At 45.5% G+C, this 21689-nt stretch carries 24 protein-coding genes and 1 tRNA gene; 8 read left to right on the top strand and 17 right to left on the bottom strand.

All coding sequences use genetic code 11. From position 1 onward, the window contains the following. The 5 genes from LGT40_RS09265 to LGT40_RS09245 form a co-directional block, all read left to right on the top strand. On the top strand, window positions 1-554 hold a 554-nt coding region (locus LGT40_RS09265; protein ID WP_226343194.1), incomplete at its 5' end, for an AI-2E family transporter. Between the two features lie 56 nt (window positions 555-610). Beyond that, entirely contained in the window at window positions 611-1042 is a 432-nt protein-coding gene (locus tag LGT40_RS09260) for an MgtC/SapB family protein (protein WP_226075778.1), read from the top strand. A 200-nt stretch (window positions 1043-1242) separates the two neighbouring features. Further along, a complete protein-coding gene (locus LGT40_RS09255) occupies window positions 1243-1668 on the top strand; it encodes a plastocyanin/azurin family copper-binding protein (protein WP_226075776.1) in 426 nt (141 codons plus the stop codon). Between the two features lie 146 nt (window positions 1669-1814). Further along, window positions 1815-2198 carry a DUF6746 family protein gene (locus LGT40_RS09250; protein WP_226075775.1) on the top strand — a complete coding sequence of 128 codons (384 nt, stop codon included), beginning with the start codon at window positions 1815-1817 and terminating at the stop codon, window positions 2196-2198. Window positions 2199-2268: 70 nt separating this feature from the next. Continuing rightward, window positions 2269-2610, top strand: a complete 342-nt coding sequence (locus tag LGT40_RS09245; protein WP_226075761.1) for a hypothetical protein — start codon at window positions 2269-2271, stop codon at window positions 2608-2610. Window positions 2611-2794: 184 nt separating this feature from the next. On the opposite strand, the gene LGT40_RS09240 is transcribed toward LGT40_RS09245, so the two are convergent. Continuing rightward, complete coding sequence (locus LGT40_RS09240; protein ID WP_226075758.1) at window positions 2795-4963, bottom strand: TonB-dependent receptor family protein; 2169 nt, start codon at window positions 4961-4963, stop codon at window positions 2795-2797. Window positions 4964-5502: 539 nt separating this feature from the next. On the opposite strand from LGT40_RS09240, the gene LGT40_RS09235 reads away from it, so the two are divergent. Both LGT40_RS09235 and LGT40_RS09230 read left to right on the top strand, forming a co-directional pair. Next, window positions 5503-6342, top strand: a complete 840-nt coding sequence (locus tag LGT40_RS09235) for a plastocyanin/azurin family copper-binding protein (protein WP_226075755.1) — start codon at window positions 5503-5505, stop codon at window positions 6340-6342. A gap of 223 nt (window positions 6343-6565) precedes the next feature. After that, window positions 6566-6642, top strand: a tRNA-Asp gene (locus tag LGT40_RS09230). Between the two features lie 61 nt (window positions 6643-6703). On the opposite strand, the gene LGT40_RS09225 is transcribed toward LGT40_RS09230, so the two are convergent. The 16 genes from LGT40_RS09225 to LGT40_RS09150 form a co-directional block, all read right to left on the bottom strand. Next, window positions 6704-6961 carry a hypothetical protein gene (locus tag LGT40_RS09225; RefSeq protein ID WP_226075753.1) on the bottom strand — a complete coding sequence of 86 codons (258 nt, stop codon included), beginning with the start codon at window positions 6959-6961 and terminating at the stop codon, window positions 6704-6706. 336 nt (window positions 6962-7297) lie between these two features. Then, window positions 7298-8053, bottom strand: coding sequence for an HAD family hydrolase (locus tag LGT40_RS09220; RefSeq protein WP_226075751.1), 756 nt, complete (start codon window positions 8051-8053; stop codon window positions 7298-7300). Window positions 8054-8058: 5 nt separating this feature from the next. Next, complete coding sequence (locus tag LGT40_RS09215; protein WP_226075750.1) at window positions 8059-8235, bottom strand: DUF3012 domain-containing protein; 177 nt, start codon at window positions 8233-8235, stop codon at window positions 8059-8061. Window positions 8236-8253: 18 nt separating this feature from the next. After that, window positions 8254-9537, bottom strand: a complete 1284-nt coding sequence (locus tag LGT40_RS09210; RefSeq protein ID WP_226075748.1) for a dihydroorotase — start codon at window positions 9535-9537, stop codon at window positions 8254-8256. Beyond that, a complete protein-coding gene (locus LGT40_RS09205) occupies window positions 9537-10508 on the bottom strand; it encodes an aspartate carbamoyltransferase catalytic subunit (protein ID WP_226075745.1) in 972 nt (323 codons plus the stop codon). The genes LGT40_RS09210 and LGT40_RS09205 overlap by 1 nt, the downstream gene beginning before the upstream one ends. Continuing rightward, window positions 10498-11028, bottom strand: coding sequence for a bifunctional pyr operon transcriptional regulator/uracil phosphoribosyltransferase PyrR (gene pyrR / locus LGT40_RS09200; protein WP_226075738.1), 531 nt, complete (start codon window positions 11026-11028; stop codon window positions 10498-10500). The genes LGT40_RS09205 and pyrR overlap by 11 nt, the downstream gene beginning before the upstream one ends. Further along, entirely contained in the window at window positions 11025-11444 is a 420-nt protein-coding gene (ruvX, locus tag LGT40_RS09195) for a Holliday junction resolvase RuvX (protein WP_226075735.1), read from the bottom strand. The genes pyrR and ruvX overlap by 4 nt, the downstream gene beginning before the upstream one ends. Next, window positions 11441-11998: a YqgE/AlgH family protein gene (locus LGT40_RS09190; RefSeq protein ID WP_226075732.1), complete on the bottom strand. Its 558-nt coding sequence runs from the start codon at window positions 11996-11998 to the stop codon at window positions 11441-11443. The genes ruvX and LGT40_RS09190 overlap by 4 nt, the downstream gene beginning before the upstream one ends. 5 nt (window positions 11999-12003) lie before the next feature. Further along, window positions 12004-13377, bottom strand: coding sequence for a Trk system potassium transporter TrkA (gene trkA, locus LGT40_RS09185; protein WP_226075729.1), 1374 nt, complete (start codon window positions 13375-13377; stop codon window positions 12004-12006). Window positions 13378-13386: 9 nt separating this feature from the next. Next, window positions 13387-14661 carry a sigma-54-dependent transcriptional regulator gene (locus LGT40_RS09180; RefSeq protein WP_226075727.1) on the bottom strand — a complete coding sequence of 425 codons (1275 nt, stop codon included), beginning with the start codon at window positions 14659-14661 and terminating at the stop codon, window positions 13387-13389. Between the two features lie 2 nt (window positions 14662-14663). Then, a complete protein-coding gene (locus LGT40_RS09175; RefSeq protein WP_226075723.1) occupies window positions 14664-16823 on the bottom strand; it encodes a sensor histidine kinase in 2160 nt (719 codons plus the stop codon). Further along, the gene (locus LGT40_RS09170; protein ID WP_226075720.1) at window positions 16808-17389 is read right to left on the bottom strand and encodes a DUF4390 domain-containing protein; all 582 of its coding nucleotides are present in this window, start codon (window positions 17387-17389) and stop codon (window positions 16808-16810) included. Before LGT40_RS09170 ends, LGT40_RS09175 begins: the two co-directional genes overlap by 16 nt. After that, on the bottom strand, window positions 17367-18674 hold the full coding sequence (gene rsmB, locus LGT40_RS09165; protein ID WP_226075705.1) for a 16S rRNA (cytosine(967)-C(5))-methyltransferase RsmB: 1308 nt from the start codon (window positions 18672-18674) through the stop codon (window positions 17367-17369). Before rsmB ends, LGT40_RS09170 begins: the two co-directional genes overlap by 23 nt. Continuing rightward, entirely contained in the window at window positions 18667-19596 is a 930-nt protein-coding gene (gene fmt, locus LGT40_RS09160) for a methionyl-tRNA formyltransferase (protein ID WP_226075702.1), read from the bottom strand. Before fmt ends, rsmB begins: the two co-directional genes overlap by 8 nt. A gap of 8 nt (window positions 19597-19604) precedes the next feature. Then, on the bottom strand, window positions 19605-20108 hold the full coding sequence (gene def, locus LGT40_RS09155; RefSeq protein WP_226075700.1) for a peptide deformylase: 504 nt from the start codon (window positions 20106-20108) through the stop codon (window positions 19605-19607). Window positions 20109-20148: 40 nt separating this feature from the next. After that, on the bottom strand, window positions 20149-20466 hold the full coding sequence (locus LGT40_RS09150) for a c-type cytochrome (protein ID WP_226075697.1): 318 nt from the start codon (window positions 20464-20466) through the stop codon (window positions 20149-20151). Between the two features lie 186 nt (window positions 20467-20652). Here LGT40_RS09150 and LGT40_RS09145 point away from each other — a divergent pair, with 186 nt between their 5' ends. After that, window positions 20653-21687, top strand: a complete 1035-nt coding sequence (locus LGT40_RS09145) for a LysM peptidoglycan-binding domain-containing protein (protein ID WP_432758073.1) — start codon at window positions 20653-20655, stop codon at window positions 21685-21687. The last annotated feature ends 2 nt before the right edge of the window (window positions 21688-21689 follow it).

Genomic DNA, 21689 nt, shown 5'->3' with positions numbered 1-21689 from the left:
TTTTTTTTATGCTTAAAGACCGTGAACGTCTGGTGGGATTTATATTATCTATGATGCCGGAAAAACGTGGGTTAATGAGCCGGATCTGGAAAGAGATGGATGGTCAGATCGCCAACTACGTGCGTGGTAAGGTAGTAGAGATCATCATTGTCGGTACGGTTACCTTTATTACCTTTGCCTGGTTTGGTTTGCCCTATTCCGCTCTATTAGCGGTTATCGTGGGCTTTTCGGTATTGATTCCATTTATTGGTGCGGCGGTGGCAACAATTCCCGTGGCTGCCGTAGCTGGCTTTCATTTTGGGCTGACAGAAGAGTTTGCTTATGTATTGGTGGCTTACGGTGTTATTCAAGCCTTGGATGGCAATGTACTGGTGCCGGTTTTATTTTCTGAGGCGGTAAATTTACACCCGGTATCGATTATTTTGGCTGTATTGTTTTTTGGTGGTATCTGGGGTTTTTGGGGGATTTTCTTTGCGATTCCACTCGCCACGCTACTAAAAGCGTTAGTTACCGCCTGGCCCCGCAGTTTGAAATCGCAGATTGCATCAAATTAATGACGACATTTCAGGGAGTCGACAATACTTCATTTTAATCAGTGGGAGATTGGCTGATGAATATTGATATTGGATTAATCTGGTATCACGCTTATCAATTAGGCATCGCATTTCTTCTTGCTTTACCGATTGCTTTTAATCGGGAATATAAAGCCAGAGGAGCCGGTATGCGAACCTATCCGCTGGTCTGCATCGCATGTTGTGCTTTTATGCTGGTGGCCAGAGAAGTTTACGATGGAGATGCAGCCGAAGCCAGAGTTATGTATGGCATTATCACGGGTATGGGTTTTATCGGCGGTGGTGCCATTATGAAAAAAGATAATGGTGTGAGTGGTACAGCCAGTGCGGCCGGAATTTGGCTAACTGGCGCGATTGGTATCTCTGTCGCTTATGCGCGTTATGAAATTGCTATTGTGTTGACTGTAATGGGCTTTCTTATTTTCCAGATATTCAGTTATTTTAAAGCTCATGGCAGTACTGAGCGATAGGAAGTTCTCCTTAATGAGGCCATGAAAATGATTAACTTAAGTTAATGCGTCCTTAAACACGCAAGCACAGTATCTGCTTATAACCATGCCGGAACCATCATGATTTCTCAATGGTCGGTAATAGTGTTATCGGGAATAATTCCCGTATCATGTACAACATAACTAATTAAGTTTGAGTTAATCACTGAACAGGAGGCTCCATGCCTAAAACAAAATTAGCGATTATGACCATTCCCGCAGCATTACTTTTAATGAGCCAAAGTGTTTTTGCTGAAACACATGTTGTTACAGCGGTTGGCATGAAATACGAACCATTGGTGGTGAAGGTTGCCCCTGGTGATACGGTGCGTTGGGAAAATATGTCTACTCATAATGTGGAAACGATAGATGGTTTGATTCCCGAAGGTGCAGAAAAAATTAACTCGCCTATGAGTGAAAATTATCAATATACCTTTGAGAATGAGGGTATTTACATCTATAAATGTACTCCGCACATTGGCGCTGGCATGGGAGGGGCGGTTATCGTAGGTGAGCCCACCAATCTGGATGCCATTAAATCAGCTGATGTAACCGGCGGCGTTGGCCGTGTCGTCAAAAAAGCGCTTTCAGAAGCTGAATCCATGTAATCAGTATTTGGTTGCACTCAAAACCTCTCGTTGTTATGACGGGAGGTTTTTTTATGCCCTTGATATTACAAATTTCGTCCTTATTTACTGTTGATAACGTATATCGTTATCCTTTGTAAATCATTCTTGTTTGTTAAGAGGTTAATATGAAAGTGATGAATTATCTTGCCGCGGCGGCATTGAGTTTTGGTGTGGCCACTATGGCAAAAGCTGAAACAGTTGAACATTTTAAAGGCGAATCAGCAGACTCGCTGGAGGAAGCTGTAACCCACTTCAAGCGTTATAATCACCAATTGGAAGCTTTATTAAAGAAAGAATCCATGTCGGCTGATGATGTCACCAAAGTGCATGAACTCACCTATACGTTGGAAAATGCCTTGGCAAAAATAAATCAAGAATTGGATAAACTGGCGATGACCTTGGAAGAGGTTCATGTGGCTTCTGAAAAATACGATGCTGATGCGGTACAGGAGCATGGTGGGGCTTATATGGATGTTATTAAGACCATTAGTCAAATGGGTGACTCATAACTTTAAAACGGAACCTAACAGCAAGGCACAAGTCTGAGCCGTTATCTTCAATATATTGGACAGAGAGATAATGAAAGCTCAGATTTTTGCTATCAGCAGTTTGTTTGTCTCGGGTTTTGTTGCTGCCGAACATGATAATTATCAGCAATGCATCTTTGATGAGTCTCTTAAGGCTGATCTGCAAGCAACCGGACAAGCCATCACCAGCTATTGTACAGTGAGATTTTTTGATACAGCACCCACCGCATTTCAGGCACTGGTCTTGTTGGATAATCTTGAGGAAATGAAACAACGAGATCCAAAATTTAAAGCCTTTTATGACACGGTGCGTAAGAGCGGTTCCAACGATATTTACACCGACAGGCAGATCGTATTGATGTATATCGATAAACGAGAAGTGCAGAAAGATTAACTCCTACTGAAAGCAGCAAAACCCACATTAAAGTGGGTTTTTTTGTGTGCAAAAAAAAGCCCGCACTGAGCGGGCTTGTCGGCAATAGTCCTACAGAAACAGCAAATCTGGGAGAAATGGCTGTTGTTTAATACATATTCAAAAACATGTTCTGTAAGATTGTCTCCGTCAACGTTGAAGCTAATTAAAAGTTGTAAGTAATACCACCGTAGTACAGACGTTCACGACCTACTAATTTACCTTCGTTACGACTGACCAGATACTCTTTATCAAACAGGTTTTCAACGCCTGTAAATAACGTTACCCCGGTGTTAGGTACTTGATAATTAACGGTAGCATTCCAGATGGTAAAGCTTGGAATGGTGCCTTGAAGACCGCTCACATCTTCTACCCGTGTATTTCCATCATCAACAAATTGTTTGCTGACATGTTGTACGCCGATACGGGCATGTACGCCACTTTGATGTTCATAGCCAAGATCAACGTTTAACAGATGTTCAGGTGCATATTGCATTCTGTTTCCGTTAATTGTCGGATCAGGACCATCTTCATACTCGGCAGTCCAAAGGTTGGTATATGCACCGGATAAATAAATATTATTTGTCCAGCCGTAAATATCGCCAAAGTCAATGCGACCTGCTACTTCAATACCGCTTTGCTTGCTGTCACCACTGTTATCAAACGTATCACCAAAATCAATCAATGTATTTTTGATATCGTTATGGAACAGCGCTGTTTCAAAGCTGATACCTTTGAAATATGTGCTACGTAGACCTACCTCATACAAGGTGCTTTCCTCTGGCTCAGCCCGGCCGCCATCTTCACTAAATTCACGGTCAGCTCGTGCTGGTGCAATGCCTTTATGAACACCGGCAAAAACCGTTGTGTTAGCAATGCCATTCCAGGTTATGCCAAAACTTGGCAGGAACTCGGTATATGACAGGCTTTCACGATTTTCTTGAACCCCACCTTCAAAGAATTTTTCGCTGGTACGCACATCTTCTACCCGGAAACTCGGAGTGAAAGACCAGTTACCAACATAGGTGGTGTTTTGCATGTAATAAGACAGTGCATTGGTTTTAATAAAGGCTTCTTCCACATCACCTGGATTATTCAGTAATGCCAAATCATAGTCTTCACGTTCAGCAACACTCTGTGCCAGAATTTCCTGACGATGCACGTTTTCTTCGTGATAACGCACGCCGAAGATAGTGTCATGCTCAAGGCCAAACAGGCTATGAGACAAATCACCACGTGTCTCTATTCCTCGAGTGTAATACTGTCGTGGAGCATGGCGGCCAGCACATTGGCCAGGGTTGGTTACATTACCAGCCGGGATACCTTCACCACCTTCATCAGGACAGTTTCTGAAAATAGAAGTAATGTTACCGTTAACATCAAGGTCTCCTTCATTCTCTTCTGTACTACGCAGACCATTGCGGAATGTATCAGTGTAATAAGCCTGAGAGCTCAGTTTGAAGTTATCATTAACCCTGAAAATATGCTGTAACTGAACGACATCACGATCTTGTTCCCATTCATCGTTTTCAATGGACGGATGTGAATAAGGGTCTTGATCATATTCAAACGGTGTTAAATAGGCTTCGGTCTGATTACGACGGTCACGGGTGTGGACTAATTTCAAGCCAAGAGTTTGACGATCGGTAATATCCAGCTCGCCTTTAAAACGGTAGTCTTTGACATCAAATTCAGCATCGTCATAAACACCGTCCCCCTTGTTCTGGTTGAAATCAAACATGACGCCGCCGACTTCATTACCAAAACCAACGCTGCCGTTCAGCATACGATAACCTTGGTTGCCAAAGGCCGAGGTGACACTTCCTTCAACTTCACCATTACGTGGAACGGGTTTGGTGACAAAATTCACCGCACCGCCAAGTGTTTGTGGTCCATAAAGGATTTGATTAGCACCTTTAATGACCTCAATACGATTAACGGCTTGCGATGGGGTGGTGTAATGCACTACAGGATCCGCATAGGGTGCCAGCTGTAAATGCATACCATCTTCCATAATCATCGACTTGGCACTTCGGCGTGGATTTTGTCCACGGATACCGATATTAGTATCAAAGCCCATGCTGCCATCTGGAACCACGTTAACGCCAGGAACGGTACGTAATCTTTCAATGTTAGAAATAGGACGGCGTTCTTCTAAATACTCTTCATCAATAATACTAAAAGACCCTGGAACCGCTTCTAAGCGATCAGGCAAAATACCCGTAACAGTCATCTTGCCGGTATCAACGGCATCTTCCTCTGCCAAAACGGCATAGGGCATCAGCATCAGCGAAGACATTATCGCTGTACTAATGAGTTTTGGTTTTAATTTCATTTCTCTCTCCTGTGCGTAAAAAGCTCATGAAGGCTAGCTTCAGGTTTTTCAGCTTCATATAGGAAAAATTCCTAAAGCTGGGGTGTGATAGGTGCTTAGCCCAGTGTTTACGCGTGATTTGGATAAAGAAGCTTTGTATTTGGCTGAAATAGACCAAATTGATCCGTTTTTGATTTAACGTTAATAGGTTGACTAAAGAGCGCTTCTGGATAGCTGGTTTTTAGTTAGGTTTAAAGCAGCCAATGCTCTGGCTGTATACAAACATTTTCATAAACTGTTGTTTGAATGAAAAAAATTTAGAAAAAATGTTGTTTAAATACAACGAAACTGGACTTTTGAGTCCAATTTTTAGCAAAAAAGCAGGAAGATGCGCACAAAATTGATGGGAGTAATACCTTTTTTAAAAGTTACCCAAAAGAATTCAATCAAATGAAGAGGCGAGTGAACTTGTCCTAAATCAAACAAATACGCTGAACAGCTTATATATAGCCATAAGGTGATGGTATGATCAGTAAAAATTTAATCACTTGGAGAGTCTAATGCGTCATTCTCGATCTATTATTACCGCAGCTATTATTATTGCTATAGCGGTGTTTGTAGTGGCAGCCGTTTCATCGTTTATTTCCGGTACCAGTGAGCATTATGATCGTCCTAGCTCACCTGAGCAGGTGCTTGAAAAGATGTCAGAAGCTGTTGAATCAACCGATGAAACCACACAGGTTGAAGAGACGACAACCGCCAGTGAGCAAGTTTCTCAGGCAGCTCAGCAGGAGGCGGAAGCATTAGAAAGCAACACCGAGGAAGAGGTGTTGAATAACACGAATGAAGCCGTGGAATCTGCCATCGAAACGGCAAAGGAAACCAGTAAAACAGTAAGTGATCGTGCGGATGAAGCAATTGCTGCTGCAGAAAATTCAGCAGCAGAAGGCCGTGCTGATGCTGAAGCAAGATTACAGGAAGTCGAAAAAGAAGCCGGTATTACTGAAGAACCAGCCGAAGTTGCTGAGCCAGCTACCGTTGAGTCAAAAAATCATACCGTGACCGCACAAGGTTTGATTTATGAGCCTTTGGTCTTGACGATTGCGCCGGGTGATTCCGTATCCTGGACCAATATGAGCACACATAATACGGAATCGATTGAAGGTTTGATTCCTGAAGGTGCAGAAATGTGGATGTCTGAAATGAGTGAAAACTTCAGCCGTACCTTTACTCAAGAAGGCATCTATATTTATAAATGTACCCCACATTTCGGTGCAGGCATGGGTGGTGCCATCATTGTCGGGAAACCGGTTAATCTGGAGCAAATTAAAAATTCTGGAGCCAAGGGTGCAGCAAAACGTCTGGTAAATAAAGCGGTCCAAGCAGCCGAAGCAATGTAATTAAACTCCCCCGTCAGCCAGTTAACTGGCTTTCGGGGGATTTTTTTGCCCGTAAATCATCGCCAGATTGTAAATTCTACAATCGGTAAAACCATCTAATAGACTTAATTTCAAACACTTAGCATGTGGCACAGAATTTTTTCTGATCAACACTAACACCTTTTAATTTTTTGCTGTATTCTTGCACGCTTCCTGACCGGTTGTTGTTAAACCATCAGGTCGCGGAGCGGTAGTTCAGTTGGTTAGAATGCTGGCCTGTCACGCCGGAGGTCGCGGGTTCGAGTCCCGTCCGCTCCGCCATTTTTTTGGAAGACCTTCCCATCTAGTTAATGCTGTCTGGTTATCTAATTTGTTTCGATCTTTAATAGAGTGAAACAGGTGATAAACCAGAGGAGCCAGTAATAAACTCACCGGCATCGAAAAGCTTAATCTCCAAACCACAGCAATCGCGTGGTTGTAATATTTCCAAACCTCCGCAATACTCCAGGGAAGCTGGATCATTCCCATCACGGTGCTTAAAGTAGTCACAATATGGGGCGTAAGCATTCAGGCTGAATGCTGCACTGACTACCTCGGTTAAATGAGCATTTTTATGTCGCCCAAGCTCAATATAATTCACCAATAAATCGCGTTATTGAACCATGTCTATCAACATGCTGGTTCCTAACCAAACAGGTTCGATCGTGGCAATCAATCCAATAAATCCCCATCGTCAGCAACAAGGCCAGGCCAAACAAAATATGTTTTTCATGGTGTGCTCAAGAGCTTGTTTTGGCCCATCAGACAAACAGAGAGTAAAGCAGCGATTTCATCTTCTTATGGATTGAACATTTGAATTTCCCGAGAGCCTTCGAGGCTTCCAGATCATTCTCCTGAAAAAGCTGGAATTAGCAATAATAAGAGCTGCTTTAGGAGCCATTATCCAAAACGCTGGTTGTTAACGCAGTTTATCACCTCAATGCGCCAGTTTAAGTAAAGCCGGGGTATCTAAACTGATTATTCTGGGATGGTGTAGAGCAAGCTGTTTATCTGTTTGAGTGTTGTAGCCCCACGTCGCAAAATACAAATTCAGAACGGAAAGTGAAGGGGTCTCAATGACATCCAGCAGGGTTGGCAGACGATCTTCAACAAATAAAATGGTTGCGTGAGGATTTAATTGCTGTAAATCATCCAGGATTTGTGGTTTTTTCAGTTGACGTTCCAGTCCATAAACCTGATCCGGCAGAATTTCGATCTGATTAGCTGCCAAAATTTCAATAACGAAACGTTCCTGTTTGGTGGTAATAATATATCGTTGCTTAAGCGGAATAGTTTGTAATAAATCAGTGACACCAGGATAAAGTGGATTCATGCCAATCCAGCCAACAAGATCCGTCTCAATCCAATTGTCCCGATACTCTCCAAACTTTTTCTTCAAATCCGCAACGTCAAGATATTCGCGTGCCATCAGGCTTTTGAGCTGACTGGCAAAATCGTCCATTAGCAGAGCAGGCTGTAGCCCTTCAAATAAAAGTCGACAAATTAATATCGCCTCGAACCCCGTTTCCATAACGGGCCTGATTTGACGAAAATCTGTCATGATCTGTTCGGGCATTTGTTCTGGCATTTCTCCCCAGATGCGTGAGGCAACCTGCCAGCCACTTAAGCCGGTTTCTAAGGCACTATCGCAAATGACACCATCAAAATCGAGGGCAAAGAGTGATTCTGTCATATCAATCAGAGCAGGCAATGCTCGGCATAATCTCCCGCTTCGTTTGCTGTCCAGTCACCTTTCGGTTTTTCCTTCATATGCACACACCACTCATCTGAACCGACTTCGGGAGCACAGGCTGAAAATACGAAGACAACGGCCAGCAGAGCCAATAATTTAAATCCATTACGCGTGATAGTCATTTTGAAAACTCCTTTTGGTTATCTGTCCGGACGTTGATAAACAACCTTACCTTGAAACAGCGTATGGCTGACCTGATGTTGAAATAACCATCCGCCAAATGGACTGTTTTTACCGGCACTGATAAATGCTGAGGGTGTACAGTCATATTGCACATCGGCATCGATAATACAGATATCAGCACTGGCGCCGACTTTGAGTTGTCCAGCATCAATTCCCAGAATGGCTGCAGGTTGACAAGTTAAGCTGGCAATAGCCTGATGCAGGCTGATTTCATCGTCTTCGACTAACTTAAATGTCAGTGGTAACAGGGTCTCCAAAGCCGAGATTCCGGGTGTGGTTTCAGCAAACGGCCCAAGCTTCGCATCAGCATCCAACGGTTGATGATGAGAGGAAACCGCCTGAATAACACCATCACGTAAACCTTGCTTTAACTGTTCTCGATCCCGCACGCCACGTAATGGTGGCATCACATGGCTAAAACTATCGTAGTTGCCCAAATCATGTTCACATAAATGCAGATGGTGTGCACTGACATCTGCGGTAACTGGCAAACCTCGCTCCTGGGCTTCACGAATTAATTTAACTGCTTTGCCGGTGGATATACTATGAAAGTGAGCGCGTACTCCGGTTTGTTCAATAAGTATCAAGTCTCGACTGACAGCAATGATTTCTGCACTTTCCGGGATACCGGATAATCCGAGTCTTGCGCTAACAGTCCCCTCGTGGACGCAACCTTGTTTTTGCAACCACGGATCCGCTGGATTAATAAACACGGTTAAATCCAGCGTCGCTGCGTATTCCAGTGCGCGTCGCCAAACCACCGTATTTTTTATTTCGGTTATGCCATTGCTGACACCGACACAACCTGCCGCTTTGAGTGCGGCCATTTCGGCTAATAATTCGCCATTTAATTTTTGGGTCAATGCACCAACAGTTAGCACCATCGTCCGACCGGCTTTTTTTGCACGATCTTCAATTAATTCCACCACAGCAGGAGTATCGATAACCGGATCGGTATCCGGCGGGACGGCTAGTGTTGTTATGCCACCCGCTGCAGCAGCCCGGGTTTCACTCTCAATAGTCGCGGTATGTTCCTGGCCCGGCTCACGTAATCGCGCACTTAAATCAACCAAACCGGGGCATATTATTTTGTTATACGCATCAATTTCAATATCGGCGTCAAACTCTGGCAAATCTTCCGCAATAGCGACAATACGTCCATCTTCGATGTAGATATTATGATCAATATCCAGTTGGCTGGCAGGGTCAATGACGCGACCATTTTGAATACAAATCTTCATTATTCGATCTCTGCCTGTTCTGATTGGCTGGCCAGGGCCATCGACATTACCGCCATTCGAATGGCAATACCGTGTGTAACTTGTTCCAGTATCACTGACTGTGGACCGTCCGCTACCGAAGAAGCTATTTCCACACCACGATTAATAGGACCAGGATGCATGACAATGGCATCCGGTTTGGCATACTTGAGCTTTTCTTCGGTCAATCCGTAACAGCGGAAATATTCACGAGCACTGGGTAATAATGCACCCTGCATACGCTCAAGTTGCAGACGTAAGGTAATCACCACATCCACATCTTTAAGGCCCGTGGCCATATCGTGATATACATGCACACCCAGGGTATGGCTCTCTCGAGGCAGTAGCGTTTGGGGACCAATAACCCGAATTTCACCTACGCCGAGTGTCGCTAAAGCCTGAATTTGTGAACGGGCAACCCGTGAATGCAAAATATCACCGATGATAGCAACGCGCAGATTGGCGAAATCCCGTTTATGACGGCGAATCGTAAACATATCCAGCATCGCCTGGGTGGGGTGGGCATGACAACCATCCCCCGCATTTATCACACTGACATGCGGTGCCACATGCTGTGCGATAAATTCTGCGGCGCCACTTTGATCGTGACGAACTACAAACATGTCGGTGTGCATGGCTTCAAGGTTATGCAGGGTATCGAGCAGACTTTCGCCTTTTGAGGTTGCGGAAGTGCTGATATTAAAGTTCATCACATCAGCAGAAAGCCGTTTGGCTGCTAACTCAAATGTCGAACGAGTGCGGGTACTGTTTTCAAAAAATAAATTAATAATCGTTTTCCCACGTAATAATGGGACTTTCTTGACCTGGCGGTGACTGATACTGGAAAACTGTTCAGCCCGGTCCATGATTTCTGTTAATAGTGGTCGTTTTAAACCTTCAATTGTTAGAAAATGCCGTAGCTGGCCATTCTCAGTCAGTTGATTACTCGGCATGCAATGCACCTGCTGCACGGATCTCCAATTGCAAACCCTCTTTGTTACGAAGTTTTAAATGTTGGTTACGTGGCAGAATGACCGAGGCACCGACAATATCTGGTCGGATCGGTAATTCACGCCCATCACGCTCGATCAGTACGGCCAATGTCACGCTGGCAGGTCTTCCATAATCAAAGATTTCATTCAGTGCGGCCCGCGTGGTACGACCACTGTAAAAAATATCATCTACCAAAACCAGATGACGATTATCAACTTCAAAAGGCAGATCGGAGGGAGAGACTTGTGGATGCATGCCAATCCGGGTGAAATCATCACGATAATAAGCAATATTCAAGGTGCCCAGAGGGGCATCAAAAAAGTCTTCACCCAGAATTTTTTGCAATGCTTTGGCAACCCATACGCCACCAGTATGAATACCCACCAGTAGCGGGTCTTTATCAGAGAGCTCCTCACGTATGGTTTCAGCCATTTCTTCGAGCAGGTTTTGAATTTCCGCTGTGGTTTTGGGCATTGTCATTGTAGGTCCAACCATGATTGAAGAATAATTTGAGCCGAAAGTTTATCGACATCACTACGTTTATCGGACTGCATTTTACTGCGAATTCCCATTTGGTCGAGCGCTTCAAAGGTAGTGAGTCGCTCATCCTGCCAGACCACTGGAATATTAAAACGATTGTTCATGCGATTGCCAAATTTTCTGGCGGCAGCGGTCATTAATTGTTCTGTGCCATCCATATTCAGCGGCAATCCTACAACGATTAGACCAGGTTGCCATTCGGCAACAATTTTGGCGATAACTTCCCAGTCGGGAATCCCGTCACGGGCAGTTAAAGCCTCGATGCCTCTGGCGGTATTGGTGAGCTGATGTCCAACCGCCACACCAATACTTTTCATACCAAAATCAAAGCCGAGAATATTTTTTTCAGAACTCATGCGTGGCCTGTGGTATTAGACATCAGATTGATATCGATGCCCAGTAATTTTGCAGCGGCCTGCCAGCGCTCTTCAGCAGGGGTCTGATAAAGCAGCTCGGGTGTCGCCGCGACGGTCAACCAGCTATTATCGGCGATTTCCTGTTCCAATTGTCCCGCATCCCAGGCGGCATAGCCCAGCGTCACAATAGAATTCGGCGGGCCCTTATCTGTGCCCAATGATTGCAAAATATCACTGGAAGTCGTTAAAAAGGTATCGTCCGTTATTTTCAGGGTATTTTTCCATTGTTCGCCGCCATTATGAACCACCATTCCCTGATCCTTCTGCACCGGCCCACCGAATAACACAGCCGTCTTACTGGCCCATTCAGATGTATTTGTGATTTGCAGGTGATTGAGCAGCTCCTGCATCATGATTCGGGTAGGACGATTAATGATTAAACCCATCGCTCCTTCGTCATCGTGCTCACACAGATATACCACCGAATGATAGAAAAAACTGTCTATCAATGTAGGCATGGCGATAAGAAAATGATGTTTTAGCGAGTAGGTCATAAAGACTAGAAAAAGGTGAATCCGACCTGGAATAAGCGTTCGACCTCTTTGATGTAACGCTTATTGGTTAAAAATAAAATAACGTGATCCTCTGCTTCGACCATGGTATTTCGATGCGCGATAATAACTTCTTCACCTCGAACAATTGCACCAATAGAGGTGCCTGGCGGCAAATCAATTTCATCAATGCGTCTACCAACCACCATGGAGGAGCCTTTATCACCATGCGCAATGGCTTCCAAGGCCTCAGCAGCACCCCGCCGCAACGAATGCACTGCCACGATATCACCTCGGCGAATGTGTGCCAGTAAACTACCGATAGTCGCCTGTTGGGGAGATAAAGCGATATCGATGGTGCCGCTTTCGACCAAATCCACATAAGCGGCTCGATTGATTAACGATAAAACTTTACGAGCGCCCAGCCGCTTTGCCAGCATGGCGGACAGAATATTCGCCTCGTCGTCATTGGTCAGCGCACAGAATAAATCAACATTATCAATTTCTTCTTCCAGCAATAATTCTTCATTGGCGACATCACCTAATAACACGATACTTTTGGATAGCTCCTCGGATAAGTAATCGGCGCGATCGCTATTCGCTTCGATTATTTTGATTTGATAATCGTTTTCCAACGCTCTGGCGAGGCGAATACCAATGTTACCACCACCGGCCAGCATTATGCGTTTATAGGGTTTTTCCAGCCGGCGTAATTCCGCCATGACGGAACGGATATCTTTGCTGGCGGCAATGAAAAAGACCTCATCATCCGCTTCGATGACCGTTTCAGCTTCAGGCAGGATTGCCTTTCCATTACGGAATATTGCGGCTACCCGGGTTTCGGTTTTTGGAATATGTTTGCGTAAATCACGTAAAGGATTACCGACTAACGGGCCGCCATGAAAAGCTCTTACCGCGACCAGTTGCACCAAGCCATCAGCAAAATCCAGAACCTGCAGCGCATTCGGGTGGCTAATCAATCTTTGGATATAATCCGTGACTAATTGTTCTGGGCTGATTAATACATCAATTGAAAAGGCATCATTATTGAATAACTTCGGTTTGGTGAGATATTCCTGAGCGCGAATCCGAGCAATTTTGGTTGGTGTGTTATACAACGTATGACAAATCTGGCAGGCCACCATATTGGTTTCATCACTATTAGTGACAGCCAGCACTAAATCAGCATCCGCTGCACCGGCCCGCTCAAGCACATCGGGATGTGAAGCAAGGCCTTGAATTGTCCGGATATCATAGTGGTCCTGAAGCTTATGTAAACTATTGGCATCGGTATCCACCAGCGTCACGTCATCATCTTCACGAGCGAGAGTCGCGGCGACCGAGGCGCCAACCTGACCGGCACCGAGGATCAGAATCTTCATTGCAAATCCTTAAACTTGTTTACTATCAATGCCAAGTGCTCGTAGTTTTCGATAAAGATGGGTGCGCTCCATACCCGCTAATTTTGCGGCTTTGCCCACGTTACCATCGGTTTCCTGTAGTTTTTGCAGCAAATAAATTCGTTCAAACTGCTCACGTGCTTCGCGTAACGGCTGATCAAAATTAATACCGGTTACATCATCTGCCTGAGGTGGTTGCTCGGCTTGAAGTGCAGACTCCACATCATCGACATCAATATCATCAGAATCACCTAATACCAGCAGACGTTGGATGACATTTTTTAGTTCCAACACATTGCCTGGCCATGCGTAGTTTCGCAGACGATTTTGGGCGGCAACAGTGAAGCGACGATAAGGCAGATCGGCCTGGGTAGTTTGTTGATCAACAAAGAAATGAACGAGTTCAGGGATATCTTCAACATGATCGCGCAGAGACGGTATTTGCAGAGTGATGGTATTCAGTTGATAAAACAAACCTTCACTAAAATCGCCGCGAGCTATCACTTTATCCAACCCCAGTTGCGTTGCACAGATCAACTGACAGTCTTTCATCCGACCACTTTCCAGCAAGTGCTGCAGCAGGGCTTGTGCCTCATCACTGAGCAGCGCTACATCGTTAATGTACAGGGTATTATTTTGTGCCAGTGAGACCAGTTTATGGCTATCCAGCGGAAAGCTTTCCGGGCTGACCTCGATAAATTTACCGCCACTATAAAGACCTAATCTATGCAAGTAGTAGGCAAAACAATGTTTACCTGTACCGCCTTCGCCCATGAGTAAAATCGGCATTTCATGACCAGCAACCCTCTCGGCCTGTTCACGAAGCTGGGTTAATTTGGCGCTTTTACCGACAGGTTCCAGGGCAAACTCATGACGCTGAGCCGCTTGTTTGGCTCGGTTTTCAATGGCTAACTCTACAGCACGTAATAACTTCGCCATCGATAACGGTTTTTCAATAAAGTCGGTTGCCCCTGAGCGAGTGGCTTCCACGGCGGTTTCGATAGTGCCATGGCCAGACATCATCACGATTGTTACGCCAGCATTTTGTTGTTTAAATTCCTTGAGCAGGCTAATACCGTCAACGTCTGGCATCCAGATATCCAACAAGACCAGTTGAGGTTGATTTTGTGTAAAAACCAGGCGCGCCTCTTCTCCATTACTCGCGGTGACAACCCTATAGGCCTCATCTTCGAGAATATCTTTGATAAGCTCACGAATATCGGGCTCATCGTCTACAACTAAAATAAGTGGTTTTTCAGTACTCACGCCTAATCTTCCTCCAGTGGTAGCCGGATTATTATACCTGCTCCTTCGGGGTTAAGGTTTTCTGCCCAAACATCCCCGCCATGTTCTTCGATGATTTTTTTGACAATCGCCAGACCCAGTCCTGTGCCTTTGATTTTGGTAGTCGCATAGGGTTCAAACAATTTATCTATCATCTCTTGCGGGAACCCGGGCCCCTGATCATTAATGATGATTTCCAACCAGGGCATATGTTGCTGCACAACTATCTGATAACTGATGACAATGTCTACCGGTTTTTCGGCTTCCTCGCTGGCTTCAATGGCATTTTTCAGCAAGTTGTGAAATACCTGACGCATCCGGTTTTTATCCACTTTGATCCGAATTTCAGTCGGACTGTTCAGTAAGGTGAATTGATGATTAGAGTGACTTTGATATAGCGTCAATACTTCTCGCAGCAACTCTCCAATCGATACTTTTTCTAATTGTAATCCGGGACTGCGTGCATAATCCGAAAACTCATTAACCATGTCTTTCATGGCTTCTACCTGCTGCACGATAGTATCAGTGAGTTTTTGTAATGTCTCGGTTTGATCCGGTGGTACCAGTGAGGCATATTTATGTTGTAAACGTTCGGCAGATAATTGTATAGGAGTCAATGGATTCTTGATTTCATGAGCCAATCGTCTGGCTACTTCACCCCAGGCTGCATTACGTTGTGCTTGCAGTAAGGCGGTGATGTCGTCAAACACAATGACCCAGCCCGTTTCAGCCGGTAGAGGGGTGCCGTGGCACATCAGGGTTTGTCGGCCTTTGGGTTGGTTAAGTTCGATTTGTTGCTGCCAGGCAACGGCTTTGAAAGTATAGTTTTGTATTAACAATGAAAAACTGTGCAGGTTATCATTGAGTTTCCCCAGAGTATCCAGAGAACTCTCCAGGCGTTGCTGTAAATTCACCCCGAGAATTTTGCTGCTGGCGACATTTGCCGTTCGCAGATACAGATCGTTATCAATGGTAATAACACCACTGGACAAGCTGCCTAATACAGTCGTCAGATAGCTGGTCTGTTGTTCAAGTAGGCGATGACTTCTGTCCGAGGCATTTCGGGCCTGAGTCAGGCGCTGGGTCATTTGATTGAATGAGCGTACTAAAAAGCCTATTTCATCATGTCCGGAAGGGGTTAGCTGCATATTGTAGTTGCCCGAAGCGACAGCCTGCGTACCGGCCGCCAGCTCTTGCAATGGTTGCACCATGCGGCGGGAAATCCATACTGCAAACCAGATAGAAGCCAGCATGGTCAGGAAAACAATCAGGCTTAAGGTCAAGGTAAATATAGTCACCAAGGGTTTACGCAAATAACTGAGCTCTTTGTAGTCAGTGTAAGCATCCTGAACGTTTTTTCCCAATGAGCTGAGGTGCTCATTGACGGGGAAGGCGACATGTAAAAATCGCTCTTCTGCCAGAATCGACTTGCGGGGTAACATGACGGCTGCACGTAACTCCAGCTCATCATTTGCTGCAGGATCCAGACCGATATAATCTTCGCCTTGCTGCAGTCGTCGAACAATGGACTCATCAGGTGCTTCAGGAAGAAAAATAGCCGGGTTTTCGATACTCGAAACGACCAGCTGGCCACTCATATTCCAGACACTGATATCCAATGCACCGCTTAATTGCACCAGTTCTCGAAGACTATTCGTGAGGCGCGCATCAGGAAGCTCCGAGAGAACTCCCGCCATCATCCTGGTCTGACGCAGCAAGGTTCGCATGCGAATGCCAAATGCGTTACGGCTCAGCTCCAGCGAATCTTCCAAAGCCTGTTCCACTTTAACATCGAACCAGCTATTGATTCCACGTTGCAGGAAGTGAACCGAGAAGCCATAAACGATGCTGGTTGATCCGACAATTAACAGGACAAATAAGCTGACCAGTTTCAGTGTTAGCCGGGAGCCCGGAGCCTTTCTTTTAAAATCCCGGTAAAGTCGGTATAAACCTCGAGCCAGGATGCCCGCCAGCAATAGCATACAGACCAGACCCAGCCCAAAAATGTAAAGAAATAAATCATTGAGGCGGGAGGTGTCCTGAGTCGCAGCACTTAACAAATAGGCCAGCAGTAATAACAACAAGGCCAGTGAAAAATAGGGTGCGGTTCCTGAACTGAGTCCTCTGATTAATTGGAAGGCCATGCCACCTCATACCAATCGCTGGCCAGATCCCATTTACTAGATAGAAAAGCCCCCGGACGCATGGGTGAAGGCAATGCATTAAGATCAATCTGGCTGCTTAATCGCAAAATTAAATTATTCGTATCGAGAGTGTGCTGTGGCGGGAGACTGAAATCTTTGATTTCTCCCATGCTGCTTAAAGCACTTTCCATCGTTGGAAAATTACGATGGGTTTTGGTTTCCATAGAATGCAATAAATACTGCTGTGAAAGATCGTGATAGCGCAAGATGTAGTGTAATTCTGTTGACCAGAGTGTACTGCGCCATTGCCACCAATCTCCCAGAAGAGGATAAATCCGTATCAGCTGAATTTCCTGGACAAAGGTGATGGGCACGCCGTTATAAAGCGCCTCTTTGACCCGCGGGTTTAGCGGGTAACTGATGGTGGCATTGAGCAAGTAGCCATTCCCTGCGGGAGAGGTATGGGCTTCTTCAATTCGAAATGCCTCGGCCTGCACGGTTTGCACAGACACAAACACAAAAACAATAGACGTCAGAAGACGTTTAACGGCGACGTAAGCAGGCATAATAGAAACCATCCAGATCGTTATCTCCCGGTAGCAATTGATAGCCGAAGCCTGCTCTTCGTGCTGGAACCTTCACTGGAAGCTGCTCCATAGCGTCAGGCTGTCGATGCAAAAATGCTTCTATTTGTAATTCGTTTTCCTGCTTAAATGCAGAGCAGGTGGTGTATACCAATAAGCCATTGGGTTTCAGTAATGGCCATAAATTATCCAGCAAAGCACGTTGTTGTTGAGCTAGCTGTTCAATATCCTCTGGTTTTCTCAGCAGCTTGATATCTGGATGCCGACGGATGACGCCACTGCCAGTACAGGGTGCATCAATTAATATACGGTCAAATTGTTCACCATTCCACCAATTTTGTGGGATGCTGGCATCTGCCGTCAGACAATTTGCCGTTAAATGTAAGCGCGAAAGGTTTTCTTCTACCTGTTTGAGCCGTTCCGCACTGATATCCAACGCTGTCATTTCATTTTTTGAAAATCTTTCCAGAATATGGCAGGTTTTACCACCCGGAGCCGCGCAGGCATCGAGAATGCGCTGGCCGGGTTGTAAATCGAGCAGGTCAACCACTTGTTGTGCGGCGCCATCCTGAACCGAGACGGCCCCGTCCACAAAGCCAGGCAGGGCATAAACATCACAAGCCTGTTCCAGCAATATGCCTTGGGGACAGCTTTCAATCGCTTGAGCGGATATATCGGCTTTCGCTAATAAAGCAAGATAGTCTTCTCGAGAGTATTCCCGACTATTCACTCGTAACATCATCGGCGGTTGTTGATTATTGGCCGTCAAAATCGTTTGCCAATAATCCGGCCAATCAGTCTGATATCTTTCGATCAACCAGGCTGGATGAGCATAGCGACTGACATCGAGCTCCGCGATGGACTTTTCGACGGTATCTTGTTGACGTTGATAATTTCGCAAACACGCATTAAGCAGCCCCGTTGCCCATTGTTTGTTCAGCAGTTTACTTGCGTTCACTGTTTCAGAAAGAGCTGCATGATCTGGAATGCGTAATGCGCGGAGTTGGTAGATTCCAATCAACAGCAACGCATTAATATCCGCATCTTTAGCTTTTAAGGGCTTTGAGAGTAAGTGCTTACTGATTGCCTGCAGAGATGGATACCAGCGGATTACACCGTAGCAGAGTTGTTGAAATAATCCGCGTTGTGTTTCATCAAGTTGTCTGCTGATATCAATGGATGCGGTCGTTAACGATTGTCCCTGGGTAACTCGTAAAATAACCAAGGCGGCAGCGCTACGTGCACAAAGTAATTTCTTTTTAGCCAAAATGGTCGCCCGCCTTTAACGGATGAGCATTCAGAAAATCATTCACGGGCATGGCTTTTTTTCCGGGAGACTGAATTGAGAGCAAGCGTATGGCGCCATCTCCAGTCGCGACATCAATTCCCTCGCGGTTAACCGCCACAATTGTGCCGGGAGAGGCATCTTCATTTGCATCAATCAAACGGGCACCCCAGATCCTCAATATCGTGTCCTGCCAGTTTGTTTGTGCCACAGGCCAGGAATTAAACGCACGTATTTGTCGGTCAATTTGTTGAGCGGATTGTGACCAGTCGATATTGGCTTCCGTTTTCAATAATTTAGCGGCATAACAGCTGTCCGCATCAGTTTGCGGGATAGCTTGAGATTGACGTTGTTCAAAATCCTGCAGCGCGCCCAATAAAGTAGTGGCACCGAGTTGAGCCAGTTTGTCATGCAGTTGCTGCCCGGTGTCATCCGATTCAATGGCAATTTCAGCGCGCTGAATAACCGGGCCGGTATCCAGCCCGGCATCCATTTGCATAATGCAAACGCCAGTGGTCTGGTCGCCAGCCAGAATGGCACGTTGTATCGGCGCTGCTCCACGCCAGCGGGGCAATAAGGAGGCATGCACATTGATGCAACCCAGTCGCGGCGTGTCCAAAACGACTTGTGGTAACAATAAGCCATAAGCCACAACAATCATGAGATCGGCTTGGTATTCTGCAAGTTTTAACCGATCGGCTTCAGCTTTGAAGTTGACTGGTTGTTCGACAGGAATCTGATGTTGTAGAGCAAGTTGCTTAACTGGACTGGCAGTCAGTTTGCGACCGCGACCGGCAGGACGATCCGGTTGAGAGTAGACGGCGCAGATTTCATGATCGGTAGTCAGTAGGGCAGCAAGTGTCGTTGCTGCAAAGTCCGGAGTGCCGGCAAAAATGATGCGCATGGATTTCCTTAAAGTTTTTGTTTCTGGTGTTTCTCCAGCCGTTTTTTGATGCGTTGACGTTTAAGATTGCTTAGATAATCAACAAATAACTTGCCTTCGAGATGATCGATTTCATGTTGAATGCAGGTTGCCAGAATACCATCAGCATCCATTTCAAAGCTGTCACCTTGCAGGTTCAAGGCGCGCACTCGAATGGTGTCTGCACGAGTGACCGTTTCATATGCTTCCGGTACAGAAAGGCAGCCTTCTTCAAATTCCCGCTCACCTTGCGATGCTAAGAGCTCAGGATTGATCAAAAAAAGTGGACTGCTTTTATCTTCAGAAACATCAATAACGATGATACGTTTCTGTTCGTTAACTTGCGTTGCCGCCAAACCAATGCCCGGAGCGTCGTACATTGTTTCCAACATGTTTTGGGCCAGCTGGCGGATTTCATCCGTGACTTGTTCCACTGGCAGCGCTTTAAGGCGCAACCGGGGATCGGGGAAATGTAAAATATTTAATAAAGCCATGTTCAGTATCCTGCTATAAATAATTGGATCAGCAGTTTATTTATTTCAAACTTGAGTAATAAGCAGCGAGATTAGCGATATCGTCGTCAGACAGATTGGCAGCCTGCATTTGCATGATGCCAGCCATACCACCCTGGCGTTGTTTATCTCGATATGCTTTAAGTGCTGATTCAAGGTATTCTGCATTTTGCCCGGCAAGGTTGGGGTAGGTTGGCATAATGGCAATGCCCTCGGCACCATGACAAGTCGAACAGACAGCAGACTTTGCTTTGCCTTTAGCCACGTCACCAGCAGCAATAGAGATTGAACTCATGCTTATCATGGTCATACCGACGATAAAGGAAGCTGTTAATTTCATTATTGTTGTCCTTCATGTTGTGGCTCTGTGAGCGACAAAAAAGTTTAACCAGTCGAGATATCGACACATTATAAACCAAGTTTGTTGCCAGATTACTTGATTAGTGTAAACGCTTATTAGACACTATGAGCCGTTGCTGTCTGTCCAGGGATATGGCTGCCCTGTAGCGTCCATGAGGATTTTATGATGATACGTCACATCTGTTTGGGTTTAATGGCCCTGTTGATGAGTTCTGCTTTGCTGGCAAACGAGGTGGCTCTTAATCCAAATCATCCAGAACGCTATGTGGTAGTTAAAGGCGATACACTTTGGGATATATCAGCGAAATTTCTTCAATATCCCTGGCATTGGCCAGAAATCTGGCAAGTTAATCCGCAGGTTGAAAATCCTCACCTGATTTACCCTGGTGATGAATTAACATTGGTCTACCGCGATGGTAGACCGGTCTTAGAGTTAAATCGTGGTCAACAAACCTTCAAGCTTTCACCTGAAATGCGTGAGGTTCGCATTGATGAAGCGATCAACACCATTCCTTTGTCCATTATCCGTCCCTTTTTGACAAAACCACGAGTGGTCGGCGTGGAAGTGCTGGATGCCGCGCCCTACATTGTGGCGACCACTGATGAAAGACTTTTGTCTGGTGCTGGAGATGATATTTATGCTCGAGGCATCACCACCGAACCTGAAGGCAATGCTTTCAGTGTGTTCCGTGGAGGAAAAATCTATTTTGACCCTGATACTGGTGAAGAGCTGGGTGTTGAAGCAATTTATTCAGGCGATGCGGTAGTTACTCAACCGGGTGAAGTGTCGACGTTGAATTTAACCTATACCAGTCGCGAAGTGATGGTTGGCGATAAACTACTTCCTGTGGAAGAGGAAAACTTCGATCTCAATTTCTTCCCAAGGGCACCTACACAACCCATGGAAGGCATTATTATTTCGGTGTTTGATGGCGTTTCTCAAGTAGGTCAGTATCAAATAGTTGTATTAAATATTGGTAGTCAGGATGGACTGGAAAATGGCCATGTTTTGTCTGTTTATAAGGCGGGTAAAACCATTCGGGATGCGGTCAGTGCCGACCGTGATGCGACCGTTACATTGCCTGACGAACATGCGGGTGAAGCCATGGTATTCAAATTGTATGAAAAAGTGAGTTACGCGATCGTGATGAAAGCCACTACATCCATGCATCTGTTCGACAAGGTGCGCTCCGCTCAATAAGG

It is taken from the genome of Methylophaga pinxianii, assembly GCF_020447225.1.
In the GTDB taxonomy this organism is placed as follows: Bacteria; Pseudomonadota; Gammaproteobacteria; order Nitrosococcales; family Methylophagaceae; genus Methylophaga; species Methylophaga pinxianii.
The sequence above is the reverse complement of the archived record's forward strand: the minus strand, read 5'-3'. Positions and strand labels throughout refer to the sequence as shown.